Here is a 24880-nt window from a genome sequence, read left to right on the forward strand (position 1 = left end):
ACCCGCCCCCCGGCTACGCCCAGGGGCGGCGGGGCGTAGCCGGGGGGCGGGTAGGGCGGCTGGCCGTACGGCTGCTGCGGCGGGGACGGCGGCTGCTGCGGCTCGTCGTCGCGCGGCGGGGTGGTGCCCGGGTTCTCGGTCATCGTGCCCTCCTGGTCGGCGGGTGGATCGCCGTCCGGCCAGCGAACCGAAGGCGACCGCCGGGTGTCAAGGAGCCCGATTCTGGACAGAAGGGGACGAAAGACCCGGTCACACCGCTACGCTGCGCACGCCGTACCCGTCTAGATCCTTCCTGAGGAGTCGCATGTCGTACGACCAGCAGCCGCCCGCCGGCGGTCAGCCCCAGCCGCCGTTCGGCGGCCAGCCCCCGCTGCGCCCGGACGAGGAGAAGACCTGGGCCCTGCTCGCCCACCTCGGCGGCATCATCTTCTCGTTCCTCGCCCCGCTGGTGGTGTGGCTGGTCTTCAAGGGCCGCGGCCCGTACCTGGACGACCAGGCCAAGGAGGCGCTGAACTTCCAGATCACCGTCGTGATCGCCTACATCGCGTCCGGCATCCTGGCCGGCATCACGTTCGGCGTGCTGTTCTTCCTGCCGTTCGTGGTGGGCGTCGTCGCGCTGGTGTTCTCGATCCTCGCGGCCGTGGCCGTGAACAAGGGCGAGTGGTACCGCTACCCGCTCACCCTGCGCCTGGTGAAGTGACCCCCACGCGCTGACACCCCCTCGAGTGGAAGGTCTGGCCCGACACGCCCACGGCGAGTCCGGCCAGACCTTCCACTCGTCTTCCCGGGATGTGCCGGGGCGTCAGTCCGCGAGGGTGCGGACGACCGCGTCGGCCAGCAGCCGGCCCCGGCGCGTGAGCCGCACCCGGCGGCCCGGGCGGCCCCCGGCGCCCAGCGCCGCGCGCGCGTCGACCAGCCCGTCGGCCACCAGCCCGGCGACCCGGGCGCGCCCGGCCGGGCTCAGCGCCTCGACCGGCAGCCCCTCGTCCAGCCGCACGCCGAGCATCACCCGCTCCAGCCGCGCCGAGGCGTCCTCGACCGTCTCCCGCCCCGCGGCCGGGCTCTCCCCCGCGGCCAGCCGCGCCGCGTACGCCCGCGGGTGCTTCACGTTCCACCACCGCACGCCGCCGACGTGGCTGTGCGCACCCGGGCCCACACCCCACCAGTCGTCGTTCCGCCAGTAGGCGAGGTTGTGCCGGCACGCGTCCGCGGGGGTGCGCGCCCAGTTGCTCACCTCGTACCAGTGCAGGCCGGCCTCGGTGAGCAGGTCGTCGGCGAGCTCGTACTTCGCGGCCTGGTCGTCCTCGTCGGGCAGCGCGAGGTCGCCGCGGCGGACCTGGACGGCCATCTTCGTGCCCTGCTCCACGACCAGCGCGTACGCCGACACGTGGTCGACCCCGGTGGCCAGGGCCGTCTCCAGCGAGGCGCGCCAGTCGGCGAGCGACTCCCCCGGCGTGCCGTAGATCAGGTCGAGCGACACGGCCAGGCCGGCGTCCCGCGCCCAGCGCACGACGTCGGGGATCCGGCGCGGGTCGTGCGTGCGCTCCAGCGTCGCGAGCACGTGCGGCACCGCCGACTGCATGCCGAACGACACGCGCGTGAACCCACCGCGCGCCAGCTCGGCCAGCGACTCCGGGGTCACCGAGTCGGGGTTGGCCTCGGTCGTGACCTCGGCGTCGTCCGCGAGACCCCAGGCGCCGCGGACGCCGTCGAGCATCCGGACCAGGTCGGACGCCGGCAGCACCGTGGGGGTGCCGCCGCCGACGAACACCGTCGACGCCGGCCGGTCGGGCAGCCCCGCGGCGCGCGTCACCCGGGCACCGAGCGCGATCTCCGCCAGCGCCGTGTCCGCGTAGGCCACCTGGGACGCCCCGCCGCCGAGCTCGGTCGCCGTGTACGTGTTGAAGTCGCAGTACCCGCACCGCACCGTGCAGAACGGCACGTGCAGGTACACGCCGAACCCGCGGCGGTCGGCGCCGTCGCGCACCGAGGCCGGGAGGGCGCCGTCCGCGGGTGCGGCGTCGCCCTCCGGGAGCGCCGGGCTCACTTCTTCTTCGCGTCCTTGGCGTCCTTGCCGCCGCCCGCGTCGGACGACAGCGCGGCGATGAAGGCCTCCTGCGGCACGTCGACCCGGCCGATCGTCTTCATGCGCTTCTTGCCCTCCTTCTGCTTCTCCAGCAGCTTCCGCTTGCGGGTGATGTCACCGCCGTAGCACTTGGCGAGCACGTCCTTGCGGATCGCGCGGATCGTCTCGCGGGCGATGACCCGCGAGCCGACGGCCGCCTGGATCGGCACCTCGAACTGCTGGCGCGGGATGAGGTCCTTGAGCTTGGACGCCATCATCACGCCGTACGAGTACGCCTTGTCCTTGTGCACGATCGAGCTGAACGCGTCGACCTGCTCGCCCTGCAGCAGGATGTCGACCTTCACCAGGTCCGCGACCTGCTCGCCGACGGGCTCGTAGTCGAGGCTCGCGTAGCCGCGGGTCCGGGACTTCAGCTGGTCGAAGAAGTCGAACACGATCTCCGCGAGCGGCAGCGTGTAGCGCATCTCGACGCGGTCCTCGGACAGGTAGTCCATGCCGAGCAGGTCGCCGCGCTTGCCCTGGCAGAGCTCCATGATGGCGCCGATGAACTCGCTCGGGGCCAGGATCGTCGACTTCACGATCGGCTCGCGCACCTCGCGGATCTTGCCGCCGGGGAACTCGCTCGGGTTGGTGACGGTGACGACCGTGCGGTCCTCCATCGTCACCTCGTAGACCACGTTGGGCGCGGTCGAGATGAGGTCGAGGTTGAACTCGCGCTCCAGCCGCTCCCGGATGATCTCGAGGTGCAGCAGGCCGAGGAACCCGACGCGGAACCCGAAGCCCAGCGCGACCGAGGTCTCGGGCTCGTAGTTGAGCGCGGCGTCGTTGAGCTTGAGCTTGTCGAGCGCGTCGCGCAGCACCGGGTAGTCCGAGCCGTCGATCGGGTACAGGCCCGAGAACACCATCGGCTTCGGGTCGGAGTAGCCGCCGATCGCCTCGGTGGCCGGCTTGCTCGCGTTCGTGACGGTGTCGCCGACCTTCGACTGGCGGACGTCCTTCACGCCGGTGATGAGGTAGCCGACCTCGCCGACGCCCAGGCCCTTCGTCGGGACGGGCTCGGGCGAGATGACGCCGATCTCCAGCAGCTCGTGCGTGGCCTTGGTCGACATCATCGCGATCCGCTCGCGCGGGTTGAGGTTGCCGTCCTTGACCCGCACGTAGGTCACGACACCGCGGTACGTGTCGTAGACCGAGTCGAAGATCATCGCGCGCGCCGGGGCGTCGGGGTCGCCGGTCGGGGCCGGGACCAGCTCGACGATCCGGTCGAGCAGCGCCTCGACGCCCTCGCCCGTCTTCCCGGACACCTTGAGGCAGTCGGCCGGGTCGCCGCCGATGAGGCTCGCGAGCTCCTCGGCGTACTTCTCCGGCTGGGCGGCGGGCAGGTCGATCTTGTTCAGCACCGGGATGATCTGGAGGTCGTTCTCCATCGCCAGGTACAGGTTCGCCAGCGTCTGCGCCTCGATGCCCTGCGCGGCGTCGACCAGCAGCACGGCCCCCTCGCACGCGGCCAGCGACCGGGACACCTCGTAGGTGAAGTCCACGTGGCCCGGGGTGTCGATCATGTTGAGGGCGTAGGGCGTGTCACCCAGCGCCCACGGCATGCGCACGGCCTGGGACTTGATCGTGATCCCGCGCTCGCGCTCGATGTCCATGCGGTCGAGGTACTGCGCGCGCATGGCGCGCGAGTCGACGACGCCCGTGAGCTGCAGCATGCGGTCGGCGAGCGTCGACTTGCCGTGGTCGATGTGCGCGATGATGCAGAAGTTGCGCAGCAGCTCGGGCGGGGTCGCCGCGGGGGTGATGCGCCGGGACTGCTCGGCGCTCGGGATCGGGGACACGTGCTCCCTCGGTTTCGCAGGGTCGGACTGCCACCATGGTCCCATGCCCGCGCCCGAGACCCGAGCCGCCGCGGGATCGCGCCCCGCCGGGACCACCGACCCGGCCGCCGGGACCGACCTGCTCGACGCGCTCGCCGCCGCCCAGGACGCCTTCGCCGCCCTGCTCGCCGACGCCGACCCGGACGCCCCGGTGCCGAGGTGCGCCCCCTGGACCGTGACCGACCTCGCCCTGCACCTCGGCGGGGTGCACCGCTGGGCCGCGGCGATGGCGCGGCGCCTGGACGACGACGGCGCGGACCCGACCGAGCCGCGTGAGCCGGCGGCGCTGCGGGCGTTCTACCGGGAGCAGGCCGATGTACTGCAGGACACGCTGCGGGCGCTCGGCCCGGACGCGCCCGCGCACACCCTGACCGGCCCCGGGCCAGCCGTGTTCTGGCACCGGCGGCAGGTGCACGAGACCCTCGTGCACCTGCACGACCTCGCCGAGGCGGCCGGGGTGCCGCACCCCGTCGACGACCCGGCGCTGTGGGCCGACACGGTCGACGAGGTGGTGACGGTGATGACGCCGCGGCAGGTGCGGCTCGGACGGATGGCGCCGCTGGACGCGCCGGTGGCGCTGGCCGCGACCGACGCGGGGCGGACGTGGACGCTGGGCGGGCCGGCGGCACCGGTGACGGTCGCGGGTCCGGCGCGCGCGCTCGCGCTCCTGCTGTGGGGCCGGACGACGCCGGACGACCCGGCTCTGACCGCCACCGGCGACCGCGCGGCTCTGCTCGCCGCGCTCGCCCGCCCCCTCACCCCGTGATCTGCGCCGCCGCCACGCCGAGGTCGTCACATCGCGGTGAGGTCGTGTCCGGACGGGACGACGGCTCGGCGAGGGGTCACGTGGGCTTCGTGGCGGTCAAGGCGAAGGTCAGCGGGAGGCGGTCGGCGCCGTCCGGGAGCGCCCAGCTGCCGTCGCCCGTCGGCACCATCCCGGGCAGCGCGGGCCAGGGGATCGTCCGGTGCTCGGCGATCGCCGCGAGCCGGAGCCCGGCGCCCAGCAGGGCCTGCACGATCTCGGCGAGCCCGTGCTGCCACTCGTAGGTGTCCCGCGCGTCCTCGGGCACCGCTCCCCCGGCATAGGTCGAGGCTTCCCGGCGGTGCCGCGGCGCGCCGCCGAAGTACGGCTGCGCCAGCACCAGCGCCCCGTCGGACCGGTCCGGGTCGAGGGCGTAGAGCACCGGGTGCGCCTCGCGGACGTAGAACGTCCCGCCCGGACGCAGCAGCCCCGCCACCACCCGCGCCCAGGCGTCGAGGTCGGGCAGCCAGCACAGGGCCCCGATGCCGGTGTAGACGACGTCGAACCGGTCGGGGCAGACGTCGAGGACGTGCGCGACGTCGCTCTCCAGGAAGGTCGCGGCGAGGCCGGCTCTCTCCGCCAGGTCACGGGCCGCCGCGACGGACGCCGGCGACAGGTCCACGCCGGTCACCCGCGCCCCGAGCCGCGCCCACGACAGCGTGTCCAGTCCGATGTGGCACTGCAGGTGGGCCAGGTCCAGCCCCGCCGGCGATCCCGCGGGCAGGTGCGGTGCGAGCGCGGCGAGGTCGTCGCGGACGACGGAGGTGACCCGGCGGGCGTCGGCCACGAAGCCGTCCGCACCGTAGGCGAGGAGGTGGGCGGGGACGACGGCGTCCCAGCTCCGCCGGTTCACGGCGACGGCGTCCCTGGTCATGGCGGCACCCTAGGGTGGACGACGCGTCCCGGACGAGGACTTTCGCGCCCGCTCGCCGCCCCGACCCCGCGCTTCGTCCGCGGGCCGCTGTCCTGGTAGGCTTGTCAGTCGCGTGTCCGCCCGGGTCGGCGGGCACAAGTCCGGTTCCTCTCCGCGGGTGTCCCCACGCCCCAGTCCCGGCGCCGGACGCGCCCTCTACGACCTTGTTCCTCTCGCTCCGGCGAACACACGAAGAGAGTCCACACCGTGGCCAACATCAAGTCCCAGATGAAGCGCATCCGCACCAACGAGAAGGCGCGCCTGCGTAACAAGGCTGTCAAGTCCGAGCTGAAGACGTTCGTGCGCCGCGTGCGCGAGGCCGTCGCCGGTGGCGACAAGGACGCCGCGACCACCGCGCTGGTCGCCGCGTCGAAGAAGCTCGACAAGGCCGTCTCGAAGGGCGTCATCCACGCCAACCAGGCCGCCAACAAGAAGTCGGCGCTGGCGAAGTCGGTCAACGCGCTCTGACGCGACCGCACGCCCGCCCGAAGGGCGCCACCCTCTCCACGGGGTGGCGCCCTTCGCCGTTCCACCCCACGCAGGCGGCACGCGCGGCGCGCGGCGCGCTCGCGGAACGCGCCGAGGGCGTCACCCCCCCTGCGGGGTGACGCCCTCTGTGCGGGTCGGGCCGTGGCCCTCCCGTGGGGGAACGCGGTCGCTCAGTCCTGAGCCACCGCGCTCCACGCCTCCCACAGCACCGCGGGCACGGCCGGCCGGAAGCCCGCCTCCCGCAGCGCGCGGTCGAACGCCTGCGCCGCCCCGGTCACGTCGCCGTGACCCAGGAAGCGGTCGCCGAGCTCGCGCCACACCGCGGCGGACTGCCGCGACGCGGACATCATGCCGAGCATGTCGGCCGCCCAGCGGTACGCGCGGGACGCCGCCTCGACCTCCCCGCGGGCGTGCAGCGCGTCGCCGATCGCGAGCTGCGCCGCCGCACCGTCCAGTCGGGGCTGGTCGCCGAGCCGGTCGAGCGCCGCGCGGCCGAAGGTCTCGGCCGCGACCGGGTCGCCCTGCATCAGGTGCGCGCGGGAACGCTCGACGTCCAGGCGCGCCATCTCCACCTCGGAGCCCGAGACCTCGAGCTCGGGGGCCGCGCGCTCGAGCTGCTCGAGGGCGGTGGCCGGCTCCGCGGGGTCGCTGCGGAGCAGGAGCCACGCGTAGTTGAGCCGCAGACGCGGGATGTCGCGGCTGATCTCGCCCTCGCCGAGCAGGGCCAGCGCGCGCTCGGTGTAGCGCTTGGCCAGGCCGTAGTCGTGCCGCTGCTCCGCCACGAGCGCCGCGTTCCAGTAGACGGATCCGCGGCCGCGGGGGGTGCCGAGCGACTCCGCCTGGCGGATGAGCTCCGCCGCCCGGTGCGTCGCGTACAGCAGGTCGCCACGCTCGACGTACGCCCACAGGGTCGTCGAGCCGAGGCGGAGGTGCTCGTCGGTACCCGTCAGACCGGCCTCCTCCAGCTCCGCGAGCTGGCGGTCGCCGACCTCGATCGCGCGGCCGAGGTCGCCGGACTCCACGTAGGAGGCGACGAGGGCCGTGGCCGCGGCGGCGGCGTCGAGGTGGTGCTGCTCGGCCCGCGCCTGCGTCAGCAGGGGCTCCAGGACGCCGACGGCGGACTCGAGGTCGCCGAGCATCTCGTGCGCCTGCGCCAGGGCCAGCAGCGCCTCGACCCGCACCTGCCGGGTGACCGGCTCGAGGTCCAGCGCGAGGATCCGGTCGCGGGCGGACGAGGCCTCCCCCGACACCAGGTCGAGGCGGGCGTAGTCGAGCGCGAGCTTGGCGCGCGCCTCGGCCGGCCCCTCGTCGCCGTGCTTGAGGTACTCGACCGTGGACCCGAGCCGCTCGGCGATGACGCCGAGCGCCGCGTCGGTCGGCTCACGCCGGCCGGACTCGATCAGCGAGATGTAGCTCGGCGAGAGCGCGTCTCCGGCGAGGGCCGTCTGGGAGAGCCCAGCGGCCAACCGCGCCTGGCGGACGCGGTCAGCAATGGTCGTCATGGGTGTCACTGTACCTATGACGACTCGTGACGGCGAGCCTGTCACCCGTCCGCCACGTCTCGGTCCCGGCTCGCCGCACGCGGCTGGCGTCAGCAGAGCGAGCCGGGACGCCCCGAAGGCGTTCAGGCGACGGTCCGGCAGCAGCCGGTCGCCCCGCTCTGGATCGTGAAGCCGCCGGCGGCGTTGGCCGCGCCCGACGCGCCCAGGGTGAGGGTCAGGGCGAGGGCGGCGGTGGCGATGGCCTTCATCGAGGTGCGCATGGGGGGTTCTCCTGTCACAGAATGTTGACTGGCTGTCACGACGATCATGACTGATGCGATGCGCTTCGCACCACCTTCTGAGCAGTTCTGCTGTGGTTCCGCCCAATCGGGTGAATCGGGCGTCACTTTGGCCCGTCATCTCGCGATATCACCCCCGGTGAGAGCACCGAACGCGTGTCATGCGGCGCTGACTGTGGTGTCATGGATGCCATGACCAGGGGACAGGGCGACGTGGAGCGACGGCTCGCGGACGAGATCGACGCCGCGATCCCGGATGTGCTGCGCCGCGAGTGGGACCGGCACGTGGCGACCGAGCGCGTGGTCGTCGGGCGGCAGGGGATCTTCTCCCCCCGCCTCCATCCCTTCGGGTACGAGCTCGCGTTCCGGGTGCCGGGTGCCACCTCGGCCGACGCCGGCGCGTGGAGCGAGCTCCAGCACGAGCGCGCCACCAGCGCCGTGCTGCGCGCCACGTTCGGGCGCGCGGACGTCGACGAGGTCGGTCACGGGCGCTGGCTGTTCGCGCGGTGCCCGCGCGCGTTCCTCACCGGCGAGCTGCACCTGCCGAACCGCCCCGACCGCCTCGTGGTGGAGATCACCGGCACCACCCGCATCGACGGCGACGTGCTGCGCGGGGTGCGCCGGCTGCGCGAGCAGGGCTTCCGGATCGCGATGGCCGGCTTCGTCTCCCGCCAGGACCAGCGCACGCTGCTCCCCCAGGCCGACTTCGTGAAGATCGACGCGCGGGACCTCGACCTCGAGGGCGAGCCCGTGGTCGACCTGGCCCGTTCGCACGGCGCGCTGCTCGTGGCCGAGTTCGTGGAGACGAGCGCCGAGCTCAAGGCCGGGCGCCGCCTCGGCTTCGACCTCTACCAGGGCAACCTGCTGGAGCGGAGCCTGCTGGTCGACCGCTCGGCCGCGCCGCTGCTGCGACCCGGCAGCAACGCGCTGGGGCAGCACTACATCTAGCCGGTCCGGGCACCCGGGGCGCGCCGCGCGGCGTCGTCACCCGCACCCGGGGTCCAGGTCAGCGCCGGACGACCGCGGCGATCCGCAGCACCGCGCGCTCGACGGCGAACCGCGGGTCGCGGCTCGCGCCCTTGACCTCCGCGTCGGCCTGGGCGACGGCCGTGATCGCCGACGCGAGCGCCTCGGGCGTCCACCGGTTCAGCTCCTTGCGCGACCGGTCGACCTGCCACGGCGCGAGACCGAGGTCGCGCTCGGCTCCCGGCCCGCGGCCCCGCACCGCGGAGACCTTGGCGAGCACGCGGAGCCGAGCCGCCAGGGCCGCGACCAGCGGGACCGGGTCGACCCCCGTGGCGAACGCGTGCCGCAGCAGCGCGACCGCCTCCCCCGCGTTGCCGTCGACGGCGGCGTCGGCGACGCGGAACCCGGTCGCCTCGATCCGGCCGCCGTAGTACCGCTCCACGACCTCGACGCTGATGACCCCCGACGTGTCCGCGACGAGCTGGGCGCACGCCGCGGCGAGCTCGCGGAGGTCGCTGCCGACCGCGTCCACCAGCGACCGGACGGCCCGGGCCTCCATCCGCCGGCCCGCGCGACGCAGCTCCTGCGTGACGAACGACGCCTTGTCGGCGTCGCGCTTGACCGTCTCGCACACCACCACGGGGTGCCCGGCCGCCCGCACGGCGTCGAGCAGCCGCTTGCCGCGCTGGCCGCCGCCGTGCCGGAGCACCAGGACGACGTCGTCCTGCGGGGCGGCGACGTACGCGGTCGCCTCGAGGATCAGGTCGTCCGTGCCCTTCTCGACGTTCTCGACCACCACGACCCGGTCCTCGGCGAACAACGACGGGCTGGTGGCGAGCGTCAGCTCGCCCGCGCCGTACGCCGCGGCGTCGAGCCGGGTGACCTCGACGTCGGCGGCACGCTCGCGGGCGAGCCCCACGACCCGGTCGGCGGCGCGCTCGGCGAGCAGCTCCTCCGGACCGGTGATCAGGACGACGGGGGCGAGCCCCACTTCGTCCCACGCGAGGCCGGCGGGGGCGGACGACCCGCGGCCGCCGCCCCGGGCGGGTCGGCGCGCGGCGGAGGTGGGAGCAGGCACGTGCCTAGCGTCCCACGGCCCGCCGACAGCGGAGCACGAGGACGAGCGCCGCGCCGCACGCGCACGCGAGGAGCACCTGGCCGAGCGCGCCCCCCGCCCACGCGACCTGGGCGCCCGGCAGACCGGTGGCGGTGCGGGCGACCGCCGCGATCCACCAGCACGCGGCGCCCGCCCCCTGGGCGCACCAGGCGGCCCCCGCGGGCCACCACGGACCCAGCACCGCGGCGAGCAGCCCCCCGACCGTCGCCGGAGCCACGGCCGGCGCCGCGACGGCGTTCGCCAGCACGGCGTACGCGGGCACGGCCGGGGTGAGCACGAGGAGCACCGGCGCGCACACCGCCTGGGCGGCGACCGGGACCGCGAAGGCCGTCGCCACGGGGTGCGCTGCCGGGAGCTCGTCGGCCCCGGGGCGGGCACGCCGGCCCCCGGAGGCGTGGGTCGCGTGTGCCCGTGGCCCGGCGGAGGGCGCGGACCACCGTCGGGCCAGCGGCCCCGCGAGCAGGGCGATGCCCGCCGTCGCGACCACCGACAGCACGAACCCGACGTCCCGGGCCAACCAGGGGTCCACCACGAGCAGCACGGTCACGGCGCACGCCAGGGCGGGCACCGACCGCGCCGGCCGGCCCGCCACGATGCCGAGCACGGCGACCCCGCCCATCACCGCCGCCCGCACGACGCTCGACCCGGGCTGCACCACCGCGACGAACCCGCCGAGCACCAGCACCAGCGGGAGCCAGCGCCACCGCCGCGGCACCCCGCACCGCGTGACCACGGCCAGCACCACGGCGCCGAGGATCGAGAAGTGCGCCCCCGACACCGCCGTGATGTGCGCGAGCCCGGACACCCGCATCGCGTCGTCCAGGTCGCCGACCCCGCGGGTGTCGCCGACCGCCACCGCCGGCAGCAGCCGCCCCGCGTCGCCGGGGACCGCTGCTGCGGTCGTGACCAGCCCGGTCCGCAGCCCGTCGGCGGCTCGGAGCACGGCGGGAGGCGGTGCACGTACGGCCGGGTCCCGGTCCGCCCGGGCGCGCGCCATCACCCGCCGGGCGGCGTCCGGGACCGGCGAGAGCCGCGCCTCCACGGCGACGCGCGTGCCGTAGGCCAGGTCGGATGCCGTGGCAGGCGCGTACACGTCGACAGCGGCGCGCGTCGCGGTGGCACGCGTCGCCGGGGTGCCGCCGACGGCCGCACCGCTCGCGGCGCGGGCGCCCAGGTCGGCCGACTGCCCGCTCACCCGCTCGGTCGCGTGGCCGCCACCCGTCCGGGAGCCCAGCCCCGCGCCTCGCCCGGCATCGACGACGACCACCGAGTCCGCCGCCAGCAGGAAGCGCACCACGCCCCCCGAGCCGCCCGCGCCCGCGGGCACCTGCGGGGTGGACCGGACGGTGCCGACGAGCCGGACCCGGGCACGCTCCTCGGCGAGCCGGCGGACGTCGCCGGCCTCGCGCGCACGGACCTGCGCCCCCGTGGCCAGCAGCAGCACCGCCACCGCGCCCAGCGCCAGCCCGGCCTGCGCCGGCAGCGAGGTCCGGTCGAGCAGGCGCCGCGCACCTGCCCGCGGTGCGTCCACCCGCACGGTCGGGTCCGGCGGGCGCCGCGCACCTGCCCGCGGCTCCTCCACCCGCACGGTCGGGTCCGGCGGGCGCCGCGCGCCACCCGCCCGCGCCGCGACCCGCGGGAGGACGAGCAGGGTCACGGCGAGCGCGCCGAGCACCACCGCGCCGAGCACCAGCACCCCCGGGGCCGCGCCGACGGCGAGCGCCGCCGCCGCCCACACGGCCAGTGCCGCCGGGACCAGCCGGACGTCGACCGCCTCGTCCGCGCTCACACCCGCACCAGGTCGCGGATCTGACCGAGCACCGCCGGGCCGATGCCCGACACGTCCAGCAGGGCGTCCACGCTCGCGAACGGCCCGTTCGCCTCCCGCCAGGCCACGATCCGCTCGGCGAGGACCGGCCCGATCCCCGGCAGGGTCTGGAGCTCGGCGGCGCCGGCCGCGTTGACGTCCACGGCGCCACCGCCGGCACCGGCCCCGCCCGCACCGCCACCGCCCGCGCCCGCACCGCCGCCCGTGTCGTCGGCGGCCAGGGGCTCCTCGCCCGGCGCGGGGACCCGGATCTGGGCGCCGTCCTGGACGACGGCCGCCAGGTTCAGCGCGGTCAGGTCCGCCCCGGGCAGCGCGCCGCCGGCCGCGGTGACGGCGTCCGCCACCCTCGAGCCGGCGGGCATCGCGACCACCCCCGGCGACTCGACCTCCCCGACGACGTGCACCCACACGGTCGCCTCCTCGGCGGCCGCCGGACCGGGCTCGCCGTCACCCTGCGCGGTCGCCGGGGCGGTCACCGCCGGCTCCTCGACCGCGACCGGTTCCCCCGTCGGCTGCCCGGCCGACCGCAGGGCCACCGCCCCGCCCACGAGCAGCAACGCCCCGAGCGCGATCCCCGCCGTCCGCGGCGCCACCCGCCACCGCACGAGGCCGTCGAGCCCCGGACGCGCGTCGACGACCACGCCGTCGGCCTCGTCGAGGTCCGCGCCGGCCGCGGCGTCCGCCTCGGCACGCACCCCGTCGTCACCCGCGCGGTCCGCCCGTCCCGGGTCCGGCGCCCCGCCGTCCCCGAGGCGGACACCTCGTGGTCGGTCCGCTCGGCCCTGCGGTCGCCCGCCCGCCTGCGCACCGAGGTGCTCGGCGGCCTGGTGGTGGCCCTCGCGCTGATCCCCGAGGCCATCTCGTTCTCCATCGTCGCCGGCGTCGACCCGCGGGTCGGGCTGTTCTCGTCCTTCGTGATGGCGGTGACGCTCGCGTTCCTCGGCGGGCGCCCGGCGATGATCTCGGCCGCGACCGGGGCGGTCGCGCTGGTGGTGGCGCCGGTCGTGCGGGACCACGGGGTGCAGTACCTGCTGGCGACCGTCGTCCTCGGCGGCGTGATCCAGGTGGCGCTCGGCCTGCTCGGCGTCGCCCGGCTCATGCGGTTCATCCCGCGGTCGGTGATGGTCGGGTTCGTGAACGCGCTCGCGATCCTGGTCCTCCTCGCGCAGCTGCCGCACCTGGTCGACGTGCCGTGGGTGGTGTACCCGCTCGTCGCGGCGGGCATCGCGATCATCGCCCTGGTCCCGCGGCTCACGACCGCCGTTCCCGCCCCGCTGGTCGCGATCGTGCTGCTGACGGTCGTGACCGTCGCGGCGGGCCTGGCCGTGCCGCGGGTCCGCGACCAGGGCGCGCTGCCGGACAGCCTGCCCTCGCTGGTGCTGCCGGACGTGCCGCTGAGCCTCGAGACCCTGCGGATCATCGCGCCGTACGCCGCCGGGCTCGCCCTGGTCGGGCTGCTCGAGTCGCTGATGACCGCGAAGCTCGTCGACGACGTCACCGACACGCACTCCGACAAGACCCGCGAGGCGTGGGGCCAGGGCGCCGCGAACGTGCTGTCCGGGCTGTTCGGCGGCATGGGTGGCTGCGCGATGATCGGCCAGACGATGATCAACGTGAAGGTCTCGGGCGCGCGCACCCGGATCTCGACCTTCCTGGCCGGCGCGTTCCTGCTGGTGCTGGTCGTAGTGCTCGGCGACGTCGTGGGGGCCATCCCGATGGCCGCGCTGGTGGCCGTCATGGTGATGGTCTGCGTCGCGACGTTCGACTGGCACTCGGTCCGGCCGTCGACCCTGCGCCGGATGCCGCTGAGCGAGACCGCGGTGATGCTCGTGACCGTGGCGGTCACGGTCGCCACGCACAACCTCGCGTACGGCGTCGTGTCGGGCGTCCTCGTCGCGACGGTGCTGTTCGCGCGGCGTGTGGCGCACCTGACGACGGTGACCCGGCTCGACGCGGGGGAGGACCCCGGCGTGCGGCGGTACGCGGTGTCCGGGGCGCTGTTCTTCGCGTCGTCCAACGACCTCGTCTACCAGTTCGACTACGACGGCGACCCGGCGCGGGTGGTCATCGACCTGGCGGACGCGCACGTCTGGGACGCGTCCACCGCGGCGACGCTCGACGCGATCGTCACGAAGTACGCCGCCAAGGGGAAGACGGCCGAGGTGGTGGGGCTGAACGCGGACAGCGCGCGGCGGCTCGGGCGGCTGGCGGAGGCGCTCGGGGGCGGCGGGCACTGAGTAGCCGAGCCGCCCGGGCTCGCGGGCCGGGGTCCCGGCCCGGGTGCCAGGATGGACGCCGGACCCGACGACCCCCTGGGAGGACCCGGCGTGACGGACGACCCCTACCGCGTGATGACGGTGTGCACCGGCAACATCTGCCGCTCTCCGATGGCCGAGGTGGTGCTGCGCGCGCGGCTGGACGACGCCGGTCTCGGCGACCGCGTCGTCGTCGACTCGACCGGGGTCAGCGACGAGGAGCACGGCAACCCGATCGACCGCCGGGCCCGGGCGGCCCTGGCCTCGCGCGGCTACGACGTCCCCCGGCGGGAGGCGCGGCAGGTGCGGGCGGCCGACCTGCGGGACCGGGACCTCGTGCTGGCGATGACCGCGTCGCACGCCCGGGCGCTGCGGCGGATCGCCGGCGACGCGGACGTGGCGGGCCGGGTGGTGATGTTCCGGACCTTCGACCCGGCGGCGCCGCGGGCGGCCGGCGCGCGCGACGAGCACCTGCTCGACGTCGACGACCCCTGGTACGGCGGCCCCGAGAACTTCGAGCACTGCCTCGACGAGATCGAGGCGGCCGCCGACGGGGTGGTCGACGCGGTCCGCGCGGCCCTGTCCGACCGGGACGCCGCCCGGGCCTGACGGCGGGCGCGGCGGGCGCGGTCCGCGCGGCCTACGCCTTCCGGCGCCGCCACCGGGGATCGGGGGTGGGCGCGCCGGAAGGCGTAGGAGTCGCGGGCCCAGGCGCGGCCGACGCGCGGACGCGCGCGGGCGCACCGGGCACCGGCCGGGGCAGGATGGGGCGGGTGAAGGTCTCCGCGCGCTCCCAGGTGCCCCCGTTCGCCGTGATGGACATCGTCGCGGCCGCCAACGCGCGCCGTGCCGCGGGGCAGTCGGTGCTCAACCTGTGCGTCGGGGAGCCGTCGACCGGCGCCTCGGACGTGGTGCGCGAGCGCGCGGTGCAGCTCCTGGCCGGCGGGGACCTCGGGTACACCGAGGCGCTCGGCAGCCCGGCGCTGCGCGCGGCGATCGCGGGGCACTACCGGTCCTGGTACGGCGTCGACGTCGACCCCGGGCGGGTGGCGGTGACCACCGGGTCGTCGGGCGGGTTCATGCTCGCGTTCCTCGCCGCGTTCGACGTCGGCGACCGGGTGGCGCTCGCCCGGCCCGGGTACCCGGCGTACAAGAACATCCTCGCGTCGCTCGGGTGCGAGGTCGTCGAGCTGCCCTGCGGCCCGGAGACCCGGTACCAGCCGACGGTCGAGCAGCTCGAGGCCCTGGACCGCCCGGTGGACGGCCTCGTGGTCGCCGGCCCCGCCAACCCGACCGGCACGCTGATCGACCGCGCGTCGCTCGACGGGCTTGCGGCCTGGTGCGCGGAGCACGGGGTCCGGCTCATCTCGGACGAGATCTACCACGGCATCACCTACCCCGACGCGGTCGCCGCCGAGCCCGGCCCGGCCGGCGCCCCCACCGCCGCGACGTCGCTCGGCACCGGCACCGTCGTGGTCAACTCGTTCTCCAAGTTCTGGGCGATGACCGGCTGGCGGCTCGGCTGGCTGCTGCTGCCGGAGGACCTCGCGGCCCCGGTCGACGCGCTCGCCGGCAACGTGGCGCTGTGCCCGCCGGCGCTCGCGCAGCACGCGGGGGTCGCGGCGTTCACGCCCGAGGGGTACGCCGCCGCCGAGGCGAACGTCGCCCAGTACGCGGCGTCCCGCCGGTCCGTGCTGGACCGGCTGCCGGAGCTCGGCTGGTCCCGCGTCGCGCCCGCCGACGGCGCGTTCTACGTGTACGCCGACGTGTCCGCGGCCGGGCTGGACTCGCGGACCTGGTGCGCCCGGCTGCTCGACGAGGCAGGGGTGGCGCTGACCCCGGGCACCGACTTCGACTCCGTCGACGGGCACGACTGGGTGCGGCTGTCGTTCGCGTCCGCGCCGGACGTGGTCGCGGAGGCCGTGGACCGGGTCGTCGCCTGGCAGCGCACGCTGTAGCCGGCCCCGTGGGGGCGCGCGGAACCGGGCCGCGGGCCCGTCCGTTGGGCGGGGCAGGACGCGCACCCGCGAGGGCGCGCACGGGCGAGGAGGTCGACATGAGGTGTCCCACCGACGGGGCCGAGCTGGTGATGGCGGAGCGGCAGGGCGTCGAGATCGACTACTGCCCGTCCTGCCGCGGCATCTGGCTGGACCGCGGCGAGCTGGACAAGATCCTCGACCGCGCCGCCGGCGCCCCCGCCCCGGTGGCCGCGGACCCGGGCCCCGCGGCGGCACCCGGTGGCTACCCGGCGGCGCCCGGCTACGGCGGCCACCGCGAGCCCGGCTACCGCGACGGCGGCTACCGCGAGCCCGGCCACCCCGACGACCGGTACCGGGACGACCGCAGGTACGAGGACCGCCGGTACGACGACCGCCGCGATCCCCGGCACCCGTACGGCAAGAAGAAGAAGCGCGAGTCCTGGCTCGGGGACCTGCTCGACTTCGACTGAGCCGTCCGCGCGTCCGCCACCCGCCCCGGTGACCTAGGGTCGGGCCCGTGGACGTGGCGGTGCTGGGAGCGACGGGTGACGTCGGGCGGCAGGTGTGCGCCCAGCTCATCGAGCGGCGGGTGCTGCCGACCACCTCGCGGCTGCAGCTGGTGGGCCGCCCGGGCGGCGCGTCCGGGCGTGCGTCCTACGGGCTGCGCGCCGACCTGGTCGACGCCTACGACGAGCACGCTCCGCTCATCGACGTCGCCCTCGACCCGGAGGACGTCGTCGCCGACGTCGTGGTGCTGACCGCGGGCCGGACGGCCCCGGCGCGGGCGGGCGCCGTCGCCGACCGCGCGGCGCTCGCGGCCGAGAACCACGAGGTCTTCGCCGCGTACGCCCGCGCGATCGCCCGGCACGGCTCGGGTCACGAGGTGGTCGTGGTGGTGTCCAACCCCGTGGAGCTCGGCGTGGCCGTGGTGGCCCGCGAGCTGGGCCGGCACCGGGTGATCGGGATGGGCGCCTGGCTCGACACGCTGCGGTTCCGGCGCGAGGTCGCCGTCTCGCTCGGCGTGCGCCGGCACCGGGTCGGCGGGTTCGTGGCCGGGCAGCACGGGGACGACCTCGTGCCGCTGTGGTCGACGGTCCGGATCAGCGGGCTCGACGTCGAGGAGCGCCGGCGCGCGGTCGCGGCGCTGCGAGGCGGGCGGACCCTCGACGGGTTCGCGGCCGAGATCGAGGACGCCAAGCGCGACCTCGGGGGCCTGATGGCCGGCCACGTGGCGGCGGCGTTCGACCTGGTCGAGACCTGGCCGCCGGACCTGCGCGGCGTCGCGCGCCCGTGGCTCACGCACCAGAGCGGGGCCAAGACGGCCGCCGCCACCGCGAACGCGACGGTCGACCTGGTGGACACCGTGCTCGACGGGCGGGACATCGTGGTCGCCGGGCAGGTCGCGCTGGACGGGGAGGTCGCCGTCGCGGGGACGCCGCTGCACGGGGTGCTCGGGGTGCCGGTCGTGCTCGGCCCCGAGGGGTGGACGCGCGTGCTCCTGGACGAGCCCGCGCCGGACGAGGCGCGCCGCCTGCTCGCCTCGGCCGCGCGGATCGACGCGATGCTGACGCCCTGGGGGCTGGGCGCGGGGGTGGCCCGGTGACCGCGGACGGCCCCGCCGCCGCGCCCGGCCCGGACCGCCGCTGGGTCGCCTTCGTGGCCGGCGCGGACGCCACCGGCACGCTCACCGCCCTGGCAGGCGTCTTCTCCACCCGCGGCGTCTCGTTCGACTCGCTCAGCACCGGCGACGTCGCCGACGGGGTCGGCCTGATCGTCGTCACGTTCACCGCGACGGAGCGCCGTCAGCGGCTGCTCGCCCGGACGGTCGGCCGGCTCGCCGCCGTGCGCGCCGTCGCGGTGCGCGCGGTCGACGACCCGGCGGTTCGCGCCGCCGCGGTGGTGCACCTGCCCCCCGACGCGGCGCCGTTCGCGCCGCCCCCCGGGGTCGCCGTGCGCTGGGCGGGGGACGCCGCCGCCGGCCAGCCGGTGCTGGTCGAGGGCGTGCTGCCCGACGTCGAGGCGGTGGTGGCGCACGCCCGGGCCCGGGGCGCGGTGTCGGCCGCGGTCGTCGTGCTGCCGCTGCCCGAGGTCGCCGGCGCGGCGACGCGCGGGGACGCGCCGCCGGCGGGCTGACCGGGCGTCAGAGGCGCCCGTAGTACTCCGTGCTGGCGATGATCCCGCCGATCACCGCCTCGACCCGGGCGCCGCGCTGGATGTCCCCGACCCAGGAGCGGGCACCCGTGGGGTCGATGTGCCGGCCGAGCAGGTGCACGTAGTGGCCGTCGACCACGGTGGTCAGGTGCTCGGTCGACAGCAGGAAGCCCATCGCCACCTGCTGCCGCGACGCGCCGCGCGCCAGCGTGCTCGTCCAGGACGCGACCTCGGGCTGGCCCGGGGTGCGGTGCAGGACCTGCTGGTACAGGCGGGTCACCCAGGCGGTGTCGGTCCCGCCGCTGGTCGCGTAGTGCTCGGGCGACGCGAGGAAGCCCGACTCCATCTCCTGGATGATCATCCCGGCCTGCATCGCGCGCAGCCAACCTGCGGCGCCGACCGGGTCGGGCTGGCGCCCGAGGAAGGTCGCGTAGGAGTCGGCGATCAGGCGGGTCCGGTACTCGGCGGAGTAGGTGATCGCGTTCGCCACGGCGATCCGCGGCGTCCCCGAGTCCAGTGCCTGCGTCCAGGTCGCGAGCCCGACCGGGTCCGGCTGCCGGCCGAAGAGATCCGAGTACACCCGGGCGACGTAGCGCTGGGTCGGCGTCCCGGCGCCGTCGGGGACCACCGAGACCCGCGCGGTCGCCCCGGTGGAGTCGGTCCGCAGGGTCGCGCCCGTCCCGGGCACCGCCCATGAGGCACCCGCAGGGAGCTGGGGGGCGCTGAACGGCGAGCCGGTCGGCTGCAGGTCGAGCAGGTAGCTGGTCGGGAACCGGAACCGCGCGTCCGTCAGGACCAGGTGCGCCTGCACACCGGCCCAGGCGGGCCGGTGCAGCGCGTCGGGCCCGGCCGCCGGGCGGTAGTCGGCGAACACCGGTCCCGCCGACGACTGCAGGCGCACGCCCCGCAGGGCGGCCGTGCCGGCGAGCGGGGCGAGGTCGAGCGTCGTGGGGGAGGCGACCGGACCGCCGAGGTCGGCGACGGTCGCCCACCCGAGGTGCTGCGCGAAGCCCGTGCTGATGTTGCCCGGGTTCGTGGCGTTCCGGCCCTGGCCCATGACGTCGGCGTCGTCGCCGTACTCGGTGACGGAGCAGCTGCTGAGCGCGGCGAGCGGCACGCGCGCCCCGGCGGAGGTGCAGGTGAGGGTGTTGGCGTGCCCGAGGCCGAGGTTGTGCCCGAGCTCGTGCGCGAGCACGTACGTCTGGGCGGCGCCGTTGAGCCAGATGCTCCCGCCGTTGATCGTGGCGCGGCCGGCGAACGCGCAGGACGCGATCGCCGGGAAGTGCACGGCGACGTGGGTGGTCGCCGACGGCGTGATGCCGGGGTTGGCCGCCAGGGCGGCGCGCATGATCGCGTCGTCGTCGCAGCCGGCGGGCTGCGGGACGACCTGGGGAGCGCGCACGGACTGCTGGACGTCCACCCGGCCGGCGCTCTGCCGCTCCCAGTACGCCGCGGTGCCGTCGGCGGCCGCCTGCAGCGCCGCGCTCGGGGCGGCCTGGCCCGCGGTCCACACCACCGGGAGCACGACGAGCACGTGCACGCCCGCCAGGTCGGCCTGGGCGGCGAGGTCGGCGGTGCCCGCGGTCTCGACGTCGACGACCGAGGCGCGCGGGTCGAGGTCGCCCGCGGCCGCCTCGACCGCCTGCGCCCGGTCGAGCCCGGGGTCGGCCTCGATGGTGACGACCACGTCGGTGCCGTCGGCCAGCGCGTCCACCGGCGGGTGGTCCGTGCCGACCACCGGCTCCTGGACCGCCGACAGGTCGAGGAGCGTGCCGTCGACGTGGGCGTAGGCCTCGGTGACCGAGCCCTCGTGGAAGTGCTCCCCGTCGTCGTGCGGTACGGGGTCCGACACCACGTAGACGACGGTGCCGTCGACCTCGTGGCGGGCGTCGGGCTCGTCGGCGGCGACCGCGGCGGCGGGGCCGCCGACCCCGAGGACCGCGGTCACGAGCACGGCGGTGGCGCGGCGGCGTCGCGGGCGGGCGACCGGTGCGGTCATGCGGGGATCCTCCTGGACCGGGCGGCGTCGCGCAGGCGCGCGGGGCTCCCGACCCCATCGGCGGGGAGGGCGCCCGTCGTGAGGGTTACGCTGTGACCCGGACAACTCAACACGCTGCTCGAACCGCGGCGGGAGAGCCCTCCCGCGCGACCGCCCCCGGGCGGCCGCGACCGCGAGGCGCCGAAGGAGCAACCCTCCCCGGGAATCTCTCAGGCCCCCGTACCGCCGTGGCGAGGCAACTCTGGAAAGCGGCCGGCGCACGCCGGCCCACCGACGGTGCAAGTCGGCGCGCCCCGGCCCTCGCGGGCACGGCGGACCGGCAAAACTCTCAGGTCGCACGCCCGCGGACGCCCGCGGCCGGCGGATGACAGAGCGGGGAGACGCGCACCACCCGCCCGTCCGCCCATGCACGCCCGACCGCCCGGAGCAGCCGCGTGACCCACCTCGAGGACCTTCCGACCGACGCCCGCACCACGGACGCCGGGACCCCGCGCGACGCCGCCGCGGACCGCACCGACGCCGCGCGCGGCTTCGCCGACCGGCACGTCGGGCCCCGCCCGGGCGACGTCGCGGGCCTGCTGGCCCACGTCGGCGACGGCTGGCCGAGCCTGGACGCGCTGATCGACGCGGCCGTCCCGGCGAGCATCCGCACCGACCGCCCGCTCGCGCTGCCCGAGGCCCGCGGCGAGTCCGAGGTGCTGGCCGCGCTCCGGACGATCGCGGACAAGAACACGGTGCTGACCCAGATGATCGGCCTGGGCTACCACGACACCGTCACCCCGCCGGTGATCCGCCGGAACGTCCTCGAGTCCCCGGCCTGGTACACCGCGTACACGCCGTACCAGCCGGAGATCTCCCAGGGCCGGCTGGAGGCCCTGCTCAACTTCCAGACCGTGGTCGCCGACCTCACGGCGCTGCCGGTCGCGAACGCCTCGCTGCTCGACGAGGCCACGGCCGTCGCCGAGGCCGTCGCGCTCATGCACCGCGCGGCGAAGGGCCGCACCGGCGTCGTCGTCCTGGACGCCGACTGCCTGCCGCAGACGCTCGCCGTGACGCTGGGCCGCGCGGAGGCCGCGGGCCTGGGCGTCCGGGTCGCCGACCTGACGGACGGCCTGCCCGATCTCGGCGACGAGGCGCTGGTCGGCCTCGTGCTGCAGGCGCCCGGCGCGTCCGGTGCCGTCCGCGACCTCGCGCCGCTGATCGCGGCGGCCAAGGACGTGGGCGCGCTGGTCACCGTCGCCGCGGACCTGCTGTCGCTGACGCTGCTCACCCCGCCGGGGGAGCAGGGCGCGGACATCGCGGTCGGTTCGGCGCAGCGGTTCGGCGTCCCGCTGTTCTACGGCGGCCCGCACGCCGCCTACATGGCCGTGCGCACGGGCCTGGAGCGCTCGCTGCCCGGCCGCCTGGTCGGGGTGTCGATCGACGCCGACGGCGCGACCGCCTACCGGCTCGCGCTGCAGACGCGCGAGCAGCACATCCGCCGCGAGAAGGCGACCAGCAACATCTGCACCGCGCAGGCGCTGCTGGCCATCGTCGCGTCGATGTACGCGGTGTACCACGGGCCCGACGGGCTGCGGGAGATCGCCGAGCGGGTGCACGCCCGCGCGGTGGCGCTGGCCGACGGGCTGCGGGCCGGCGGCGTCCGGGTCCAGCACGCCCAGTTCTTCGACACCGTCCGGGCCGTCGTGCCGGGCCGGGCGCGCGCCGTGGTCGCCGCCGCGGCCGCCCGCGGGATCAACGTCTGGGCCGCGGACGACGACCACGTCCAGGTGACCTGCGACGAGGTGACCACCGAGGCGCACGTGGCCGAGGTCCTGGCCGCGTTCGCCGATGCGGACGCGGGTGCGCTCGCCAGCGGCCCGGCCGACGGCCTCGACGCCCCCGCCATCCCGGTGCACCTGCGCCGGACGAGCGACTACCTCACGCACCCGGTGTTCCACCGGCACCGCTCCGAGACCGCGATGCTCCGGTACCTGCGCGCCCTGTCCGACAAGGACCTCGCGCTGGACCGCACGATGATCCCGCTGGGCTCGTGCACGATGAAGCTCAACGCGACGGTCGAGATGGAGGCCATCTCCTGGCCCGGGTTCGCCGGGCTGCACCCGTTCGTGCCGGCCGAGCAGGCCGCGGGCTACGCCGAGCTGATCGGCGACCTGACCGGCTGGCTGGCCGAGATCACCGGGTACGCCGCGGTGTCGGTGCAGCCGAACGCGGGCTCGCAGGGCGAGTTCGCCGGGCTGCTCGCGATCCGCGGGTACCACGAGGGCCGCCGCGCCGAGGCGATCGCGGCCGGCGCCGCGCCCGAGGACGTCCCCGTGCGCGACCTCTGCCTGATCCCGGCCTCCGCCCACGGCACCAACGCCGCGTCGGCAGCGCTGGCGGGCATGCGCGTGGTCGTCGTCGCGACCGCCGAGGACGGCTCGGTGCAGCTGGACGACCTGCGGGCGAAGCTCGAGCAGCACGGCCCCCGGGTGGCCGCGATCATGATCACCTACCCGTCGACGCACGGCGTCTTCGAGGAGGACGTGCGCGAGGTCTGCGACCTGGTGCACGCCGCGGGCGGCCAGGTCTACATCGACGGCGCCAACCTCAACGCGCTGGTCGGCCTGGCCCGGCCGGGCGAGTTCGGCGGCGACGTGTCGCACCTCAACCTGCACAAGACGTTCTGCATCCCGCACGGCGGCGGCGGACCGGGCGTCGGCCCGATCGGCGTCGCGGCGCACCTGGTGCCGTACCTGCCGGCGACCGACGCGGTGTTCACCGGGGACACCGGCGCGCTGACCGGCGGGGCCGCCCCGGCCGTGTCGGCCGCGCCGTTCGGGTCCGCCGGCATCCTGCCGATCTCCTGGGCGTACGTCGCGCTGATGGGCGGCGACGGCCTGCGCCGCGCCACCGAGACCGCCGTGCTGTCCGCCAACTACCTGGCCTCGCGGCTGGCCCCGCACTTCCCCGTGCTCTATACCGGCCCCGCGGGTCTGGTGGCGCACGAGTGCATCCTCGACCTGCGCGCGATCACCAAGCAGACCGGCGTGACGGCCGAGGACGTCGCCAAGCGGCTGATGGACTACGGCTTCCACGCACCGACGCTGTCGTTCCCGGTGGCCGGGACCCTGATGGTCGAGCCCACCGAGTCCGAGGACGTCGCGGAGCTCGACCGGTTCGTCGACGCGATGGTCGCGATCCGCGCGGAGATCGACGCGGTCGCCGCCGGGCGCTGGGCGGTCGCCGAGTCGCCGCTGCGGAACGCCCCGCACACCGCGGCCGCGCTCGTCGCCGACGACTGGGACAAGCCCTACGGCCGCGAGCTCGCGGCCTACCCGGTCGCGGGCCTGCGCGCCGGGAAGTACTGGCCGCCGGTCCGGCGGATCGACGGCGCGCACGGGGACCGGAACCTCGTCTGCGCCTGCCCGCCCATCGAGGCCTACGCCGAGGGAGCCGCGCTGTGACCGAGACGACCACCCCGACCACCGACGACGCCACGGGGGCCGTGCTGTCCCCGCTGCACGCGGAGCACGTCGCGCTCGGCGCCACGATGACGCCGTTCGCCGGCTGGCTGATGCCGCTGCGGTACGCCGGCGACCTCGCGGAGCACCAGGCCGTCCGCACCGCGGCCGGGCTGTTCGACCTGTCGCACATGGGCGAGCTGCACGTGGACGGCCCCGGCGCCGGCACCGGCCTCGACCACGCGCTGGTCGGGAACATCTCCGGCCTCGCGGTCGGCCGGGCGCGGTACACGATGATCGTCCAGGAGGACGGCGGGATCCTGGACGACCTGATCGTCTACCGCCTGGCCGACGAGGCCTACCTGGTCGTCGCGAACGCGTCGAACGTCGCCGTCGTGGCGGGCGCGCTCGCCGAGCGGCTGGCGCCGTTCGACGCCTCGCTCACCGACCGGTCCCTGGAGACGGCGCTGATCGCGGTGCAGGGGCCGCGGTCCGCCGAGATCGTCGTCGGCCTCACCGACCCGGCGCACGCCGAGGCCGTCCGCGACGTGCGGTACTACGCGGGGGTGCCCGCGACCGTCGGCGGCGTCGGGGCGCTCGTGGCCCGCACCGGCTACACCGGCGAGGACGGCTTCGAGCTGTTCGTGCCCGCGGACGCGGCGCCGGGCCTGTGGCGCGACCTGCTGGCCGCCGGCGCCCCGCTCGGCCTCGTGCCCGCGGGTCTGTCCGCGCGGGACAGCCTCCGGCTGGAGGCGGGCATGCCGCTGTACGGCAACGAGCTCGACACCACGACCGCCCCGCACGACGCGGGCCTCGGCCGGGTGGTGCGCCTGGACAAGACGACCGCCGACGGCGAGCCGCTGCCGTTCGTCGGCCGTGCCGCGCTCGCGTCCCGGGCGCACGCGAACCCGTCCCGGGTCCTGGTCGGCCTGGTCGGCTCCGGCCGCCGCGCCGCCCGGCACGGGTACGAGGTGCTGACCTCGACGGCCGAGGACGCCGTGCCGGTCGGCCGGGTGACCTCCGGTGCGCCGTCCCCGACCCTGGGCACGCCGATCGCCATGGCGTACGTGACGCCCGAGGTCAGCGCCGAGGGCACGGAGCTGGCCGTGGACGTGCGCGGTCGGCGCGAGCCGGTCCGCGTGGTCGCGCTGCCGTTCTACCGTCGGTCCTGACCCCGCCCGTCCCTTCCCCCGCC

At 76.0% G+C, this 24880-nt stretch carries 21 protein-coding genes and 1 riboswitch; of the genes, 12 read left to right on the top strand and 9 right to left on the bottom strand.

What is annotated here, in order from left to right; translation table 11 throughout:
- Positions 1 to 304: 304 nt before the first annotated feature.
- Positions 305 to 700, top strand: a complete 396-nt coding sequence (locus tag MHY85_RS11485; protein WP_239196425.1) for a DUF4870 domain-containing protein — start codon at positions 305 to 307, stop codon at positions 698 to 700.
- 102 nt (positions 701 to 802) lie between these two features.
- Here the strand turns inward: MHY85_RS11485 and hemW are convergent, their stop codons facing one another.
- Both hemW and lepA read right to left on the bottom strand, forming a co-directional pair.
- Positions 803 to 2047, bottom strand: a complete 1245-nt coding sequence (gene hemW / locus MHY85_RS11490) for a radical SAM family heme chaperone HemW (RefSeq protein WP_239196426.1) — start codon at positions 2045 to 2047, stop codon at positions 803 to 805.
- Positions 2044 to 3924, bottom strand: a complete 1881-nt coding sequence (gene lepA, locus MHY85_RS11495) for a translation elongation factor 4 (RefSeq protein WP_308191369.1) — start codon at positions 3922 to 3924, stop codon at positions 2044 to 2046. The genes hemW and lepA overlap by 4 nt, the downstream gene beginning before the upstream one ends.
- A gap of 43 nt (positions 3925 to 3967) precedes the next feature.
- Between lepA and MHY85_RS11500 the strand changes: the two genes are divergently transcribed.
- Positions 3968 to 4729, top strand: a complete 762-nt coding sequence (locus MHY85_RS11500) for a maleylpyruvate isomerase family mycothiol-dependent enzyme (RefSeq protein ID WP_239196427.1) — start codon at positions 3968 to 3970, stop codon at positions 4727 to 4729.
- A 76-nt stretch (positions 4730 to 4805) separates the two neighbouring features.
- Here the strand turns inward: MHY85_RS11500 and MHY85_RS11505 are convergent, their stop codons facing one another.
- Positions 4806 to 5639: a bifunctional 2-polyprenyl-6-hydroxyphenol methylase/3-demethylubiquinol 3-O-methyltransferase UbiG gene (locus MHY85_RS11505; protein ID WP_239196429.1), complete on the bottom strand. Its 834-nt coding sequence runs from the start codon at positions 5637 to 5639 to the stop codon at positions 4806 to 4808.
- A gap of 246 nt (positions 5640 to 5885) precedes the next feature.
- On the opposite strand from MHY85_RS11505, the gene rpsT reads away from it, so the two are divergent.
- Entirely contained in the window at positions 5886 to 6146 is a 261-nt protein-coding gene (rpsT, locus tag MHY85_RS11510; RefSeq protein ID WP_239196431.1) for a 30S ribosomal protein S20, read from the top strand.
- 191 nt (positions 6147 to 6337) lie between these two features.
- Here the strand turns inward: rpsT and MHY85_RS11515 are convergent, their stop codons facing one another.
- Positions 6338 to 7669, bottom strand: coding sequence for a helix-turn-helix transcriptional regulator (locus MHY85_RS11515; RefSeq protein ID WP_239196433.1), 1332 nt, complete (start codon positions 7667 to 7669; stop codon positions 6338 to 6340).
- 122 nt (positions 7670 to 7791) lie between these two features.
- Complete coding sequence (locus MHY85_RS11520; RefSeq protein WP_239196435.1) at positions 7792 to 7929, bottom strand: hypothetical protein; 138 nt, start codon at positions 7927 to 7929, stop codon at positions 7792 to 7794.
- Between the two features lie 210 nt (positions 7930 to 8139).
- Here MHY85_RS11520 and MHY85_RS11525 point away from each other — a divergent pair, with 210 nt between their 5' ends.
- A complete protein-coding gene (locus MHY85_RS11525; protein ID WP_239196437.1) occupies positions 8140 to 8895 on the top strand; it encodes an EAL domain-containing protein in 756 nt (251 codons plus the stop codon).
- Between the two features lie 58 nt (positions 8896 to 8953).
- On the opposite strand, the gene holA is transcribed toward MHY85_RS11525, so the two are convergent.
- Genes holA through MHY85_RS11540 form a run of 3 tightly spaced genes read right to left on the bottom strand, consistent with a single transcriptional unit; the run spans position 8954 to position 12553 of the window.
- Positions 8954 to 9991: a DNA polymerase III subunit delta gene (holA, locus tag MHY85_RS11530; RefSeq protein ID WP_374233486.1), complete on the bottom strand. Its 1038-nt coding sequence runs from the start codon at positions 9989 to 9991 to the stop codon at positions 8954 to 8956.
- Between the two features lie 4 nt (positions 9992 to 9995).
- Positions 9996 to 11819 (bottom strand): ComEC/Rec2 family competence protein, encoded by a 1824-nt coding sequence (locus MHY85_RS21885; RefSeq protein ID WP_239196439.1) that lies wholly within the window; start codon positions 11817 to 11819, stop codon positions 9996 to 9998.
- The gene (locus MHY85_RS11540; protein ID WP_239196441.1) at positions 11816 to 12553 is read right to left on the bottom strand and encodes a helix-hairpin-helix domain-containing protein; all 738 of its coding nucleotides are present in this window, start codon (positions 12551 to 12553) and stop codon (positions 11816 to 11818) included. The genes MHY85_RS21885 and MHY85_RS11540 overlap by 4 nt, the downstream gene beginning before the upstream one ends.
- An 87-nt stretch (positions 12554 to 12640) precedes the next feature.
- On the opposite strand from MHY85_RS11540, the gene MHY85_RS11545 reads away from it, so the two are divergent.
- The 6 genes from MHY85_RS11545 to MHY85_RS11570 all read left to right on the top strand — a co-directional run bounded on the left by MHY85_RS11545 (position 12641) and on the right by MHY85_RS11570 (position 18225).
- On the top strand, positions 12641 to 14095 hold the full coding sequence (locus tag MHY85_RS11545) for a SulP family inorganic anion transporter (RefSeq protein ID WP_239196459.1): 1455 nt from the start codon (positions 12641 to 12643) through the stop codon (positions 14093 to 14095).
- A gap of 114 nt (positions 14096 to 14209) precedes the next feature.
- Positions 14210 to 14722, top strand: coding sequence for a low molecular weight protein-tyrosine-phosphatase (locus MHY85_RS11550; RefSeq protein WP_239196461.1), 513 nt, complete (start codon positions 14210 to 14212; stop codon positions 14720 to 14722).
- Positions 14723 to 14886: 164 nt separating this feature from the next.
- Positions 14887 to 16071, top strand: a complete 1185-nt coding sequence (locus tag MHY85_RS11555; RefSeq protein ID WP_239196443.1) for a pyridoxal phosphate-dependent aminotransferase — start codon at positions 14887 to 14889, stop codon at positions 16069 to 16071.
- 98 nt (positions 16072 to 16169) lie between these two features.
- Positions 16170 to 16562, top strand: a complete 393-nt coding sequence (locus tag MHY85_RS11560) for a zf-TFIIB domain-containing protein (RefSeq protein ID WP_239196445.1) — start codon at positions 16170 to 16172, stop codon at positions 16560 to 16562.
- Positions 16563 to 16609: 47 nt separating this feature from the next.
- The gene (locus MHY85_RS11565) at positions 16610 to 17695 is read left to right on the top strand and encodes a lactate dehydrogenase (RefSeq protein WP_239196447.1); all 1086 of its coding nucleotides are present in this window, start codon (positions 16610 to 16612) and stop codon (positions 17693 to 17695) included.
- The gene (locus MHY85_RS11570; RefSeq protein ID WP_239196449.1) at positions 17692 to 18225 is read left to right on the top strand and encodes a hypothetical protein; all 534 of its coding nucleotides are present in this window, start codon (positions 17692 to 17694) and stop codon (positions 18223 to 18225) included. Before MHY85_RS11565 ends, MHY85_RS11570 begins: the two co-directional genes overlap by 4 nt.
- 7 nt (positions 18226 to 18232) lie before the next feature.
- Here MHY85_RS11570 and MHY85_RS11575 read toward each other — a convergent pair whose 3' ends face one another.
- Positions 18233 to 20242 (bottom strand): DUF4214 domain-containing protein, encoded by a 2010-nt coding sequence (locus MHY85_RS11575; RefSeq protein ID WP_239196451.1) that lies wholly within the window; start codon positions 20240 to 20242, stop codon positions 18233 to 18235.
- Positions 20243 to 20361: 119 nt separating this feature from the next.
- A riboswitch (glycine riboswitch) is annotated at positions 20362 to 20477 on the top strand.
- Between the two features lie 199 nt (positions 20478 to 20676).
- On the opposite strand from MHY85_RS11575, the gene gcvP reads away from it, so the two are divergent.
- Entirely contained in the window at positions 20677 to 23688 is a 3012-nt protein-coding gene (gene gcvP / locus MHY85_RS11580; protein WP_239196453.1) for an aminomethyl-transferring glycine dehydrogenase, read from the top strand.
- Positions 23685 to 24857 (top strand): glycine cleavage system aminomethyltransferase GcvT, encoded by a 1173-nt coding sequence (gene gcvT / locus MHY85_RS11585; protein WP_308191370.1) that lies wholly within the window; start codon positions 23685 to 23687, stop codon positions 24855 to 24857. Before gcvP ends, gcvT begins: the two co-directional genes overlap by 4 nt.
- The last annotated feature ends 23 nt before the right edge of the window (positions 24858 to 24880 follow it).

The sequence above is a fragment of the Cellulomonas sp. ACRRI genome (genome assembly GCF_022346185.1).
Lineage (GTDB): Bacteria > Actinomycetota > Actinomycetes > Actinomycetales > Cellulomonadaceae > Cellulomonas.

Excerpts from the sequence above, each read along its gene's own strand:
- MHY85_RS11515 (WP_239196433.1), bottom strand. The coding sequence starts at position 7,669 with ATGACGACCATTGCTGACCGCGTCCGCCAGGCGCGGTTGGCCGCTGGG.
- MHY85_RS11500 (WP_239196427.1), top strand. The coding sequence starts at position 3,968 with ATGCCCGCGCCCGAGACCCGAGCCGCCGCGGGATCGCGCCCCGCCGGG.
- MHY85_RS11525 (WP_239196437.1), top strand. The coding sequence starts at position 8,140 with ATGACCAGGGGACAGGGCGACGTGGAGCGACGGCTCGCGGACGAGATC.
- MHY85_RS11550 (WP_239196461.1), top strand. The coding sequence starts at position 14,210 with ATGACGGTGTGCACCGGCAACATCTGCCGCTCTCCGATGGCCGAGGTG.
- MHY85_RS11560 (WP_239196445.1), top strand. The coding sequence starts at position 16,170 with ATGAGGTGTCCCACCGACGGGGCCGAGCTGGTGATGGCGGAGCGGCAG.
- MHY85_RS11505 (WP_239196429.1), bottom strand. The coding sequence starts at position 5,639 with ATGACCAGGGACGCCGTCGCCGTGAACCGGCGGAGCTGGGACGCCGTC.
- MHY85_RS11520 (WP_239196435.1), bottom strand. The coding sequence starts at position 7,929 with ATGCGCACCTCGATGAAGGCCATCGCCACCGCCGCCCTCGCCCTGACC.
- MHY85_RS11485 (WP_239196425.1), top strand. The coding sequence starts at position 305 with ATGTCGTACGACCAGCAGCCGCCCGCCGGCGGTCAGCCCCAGCCGCCG.
- MHY85_RS11575 (WP_239196451.1), bottom strand. The coding sequence starts at position 20,242 with ATGACCGCACCGGTCGCCCGCCCGCGACGCCGCCGCGCCACCGCCGTG.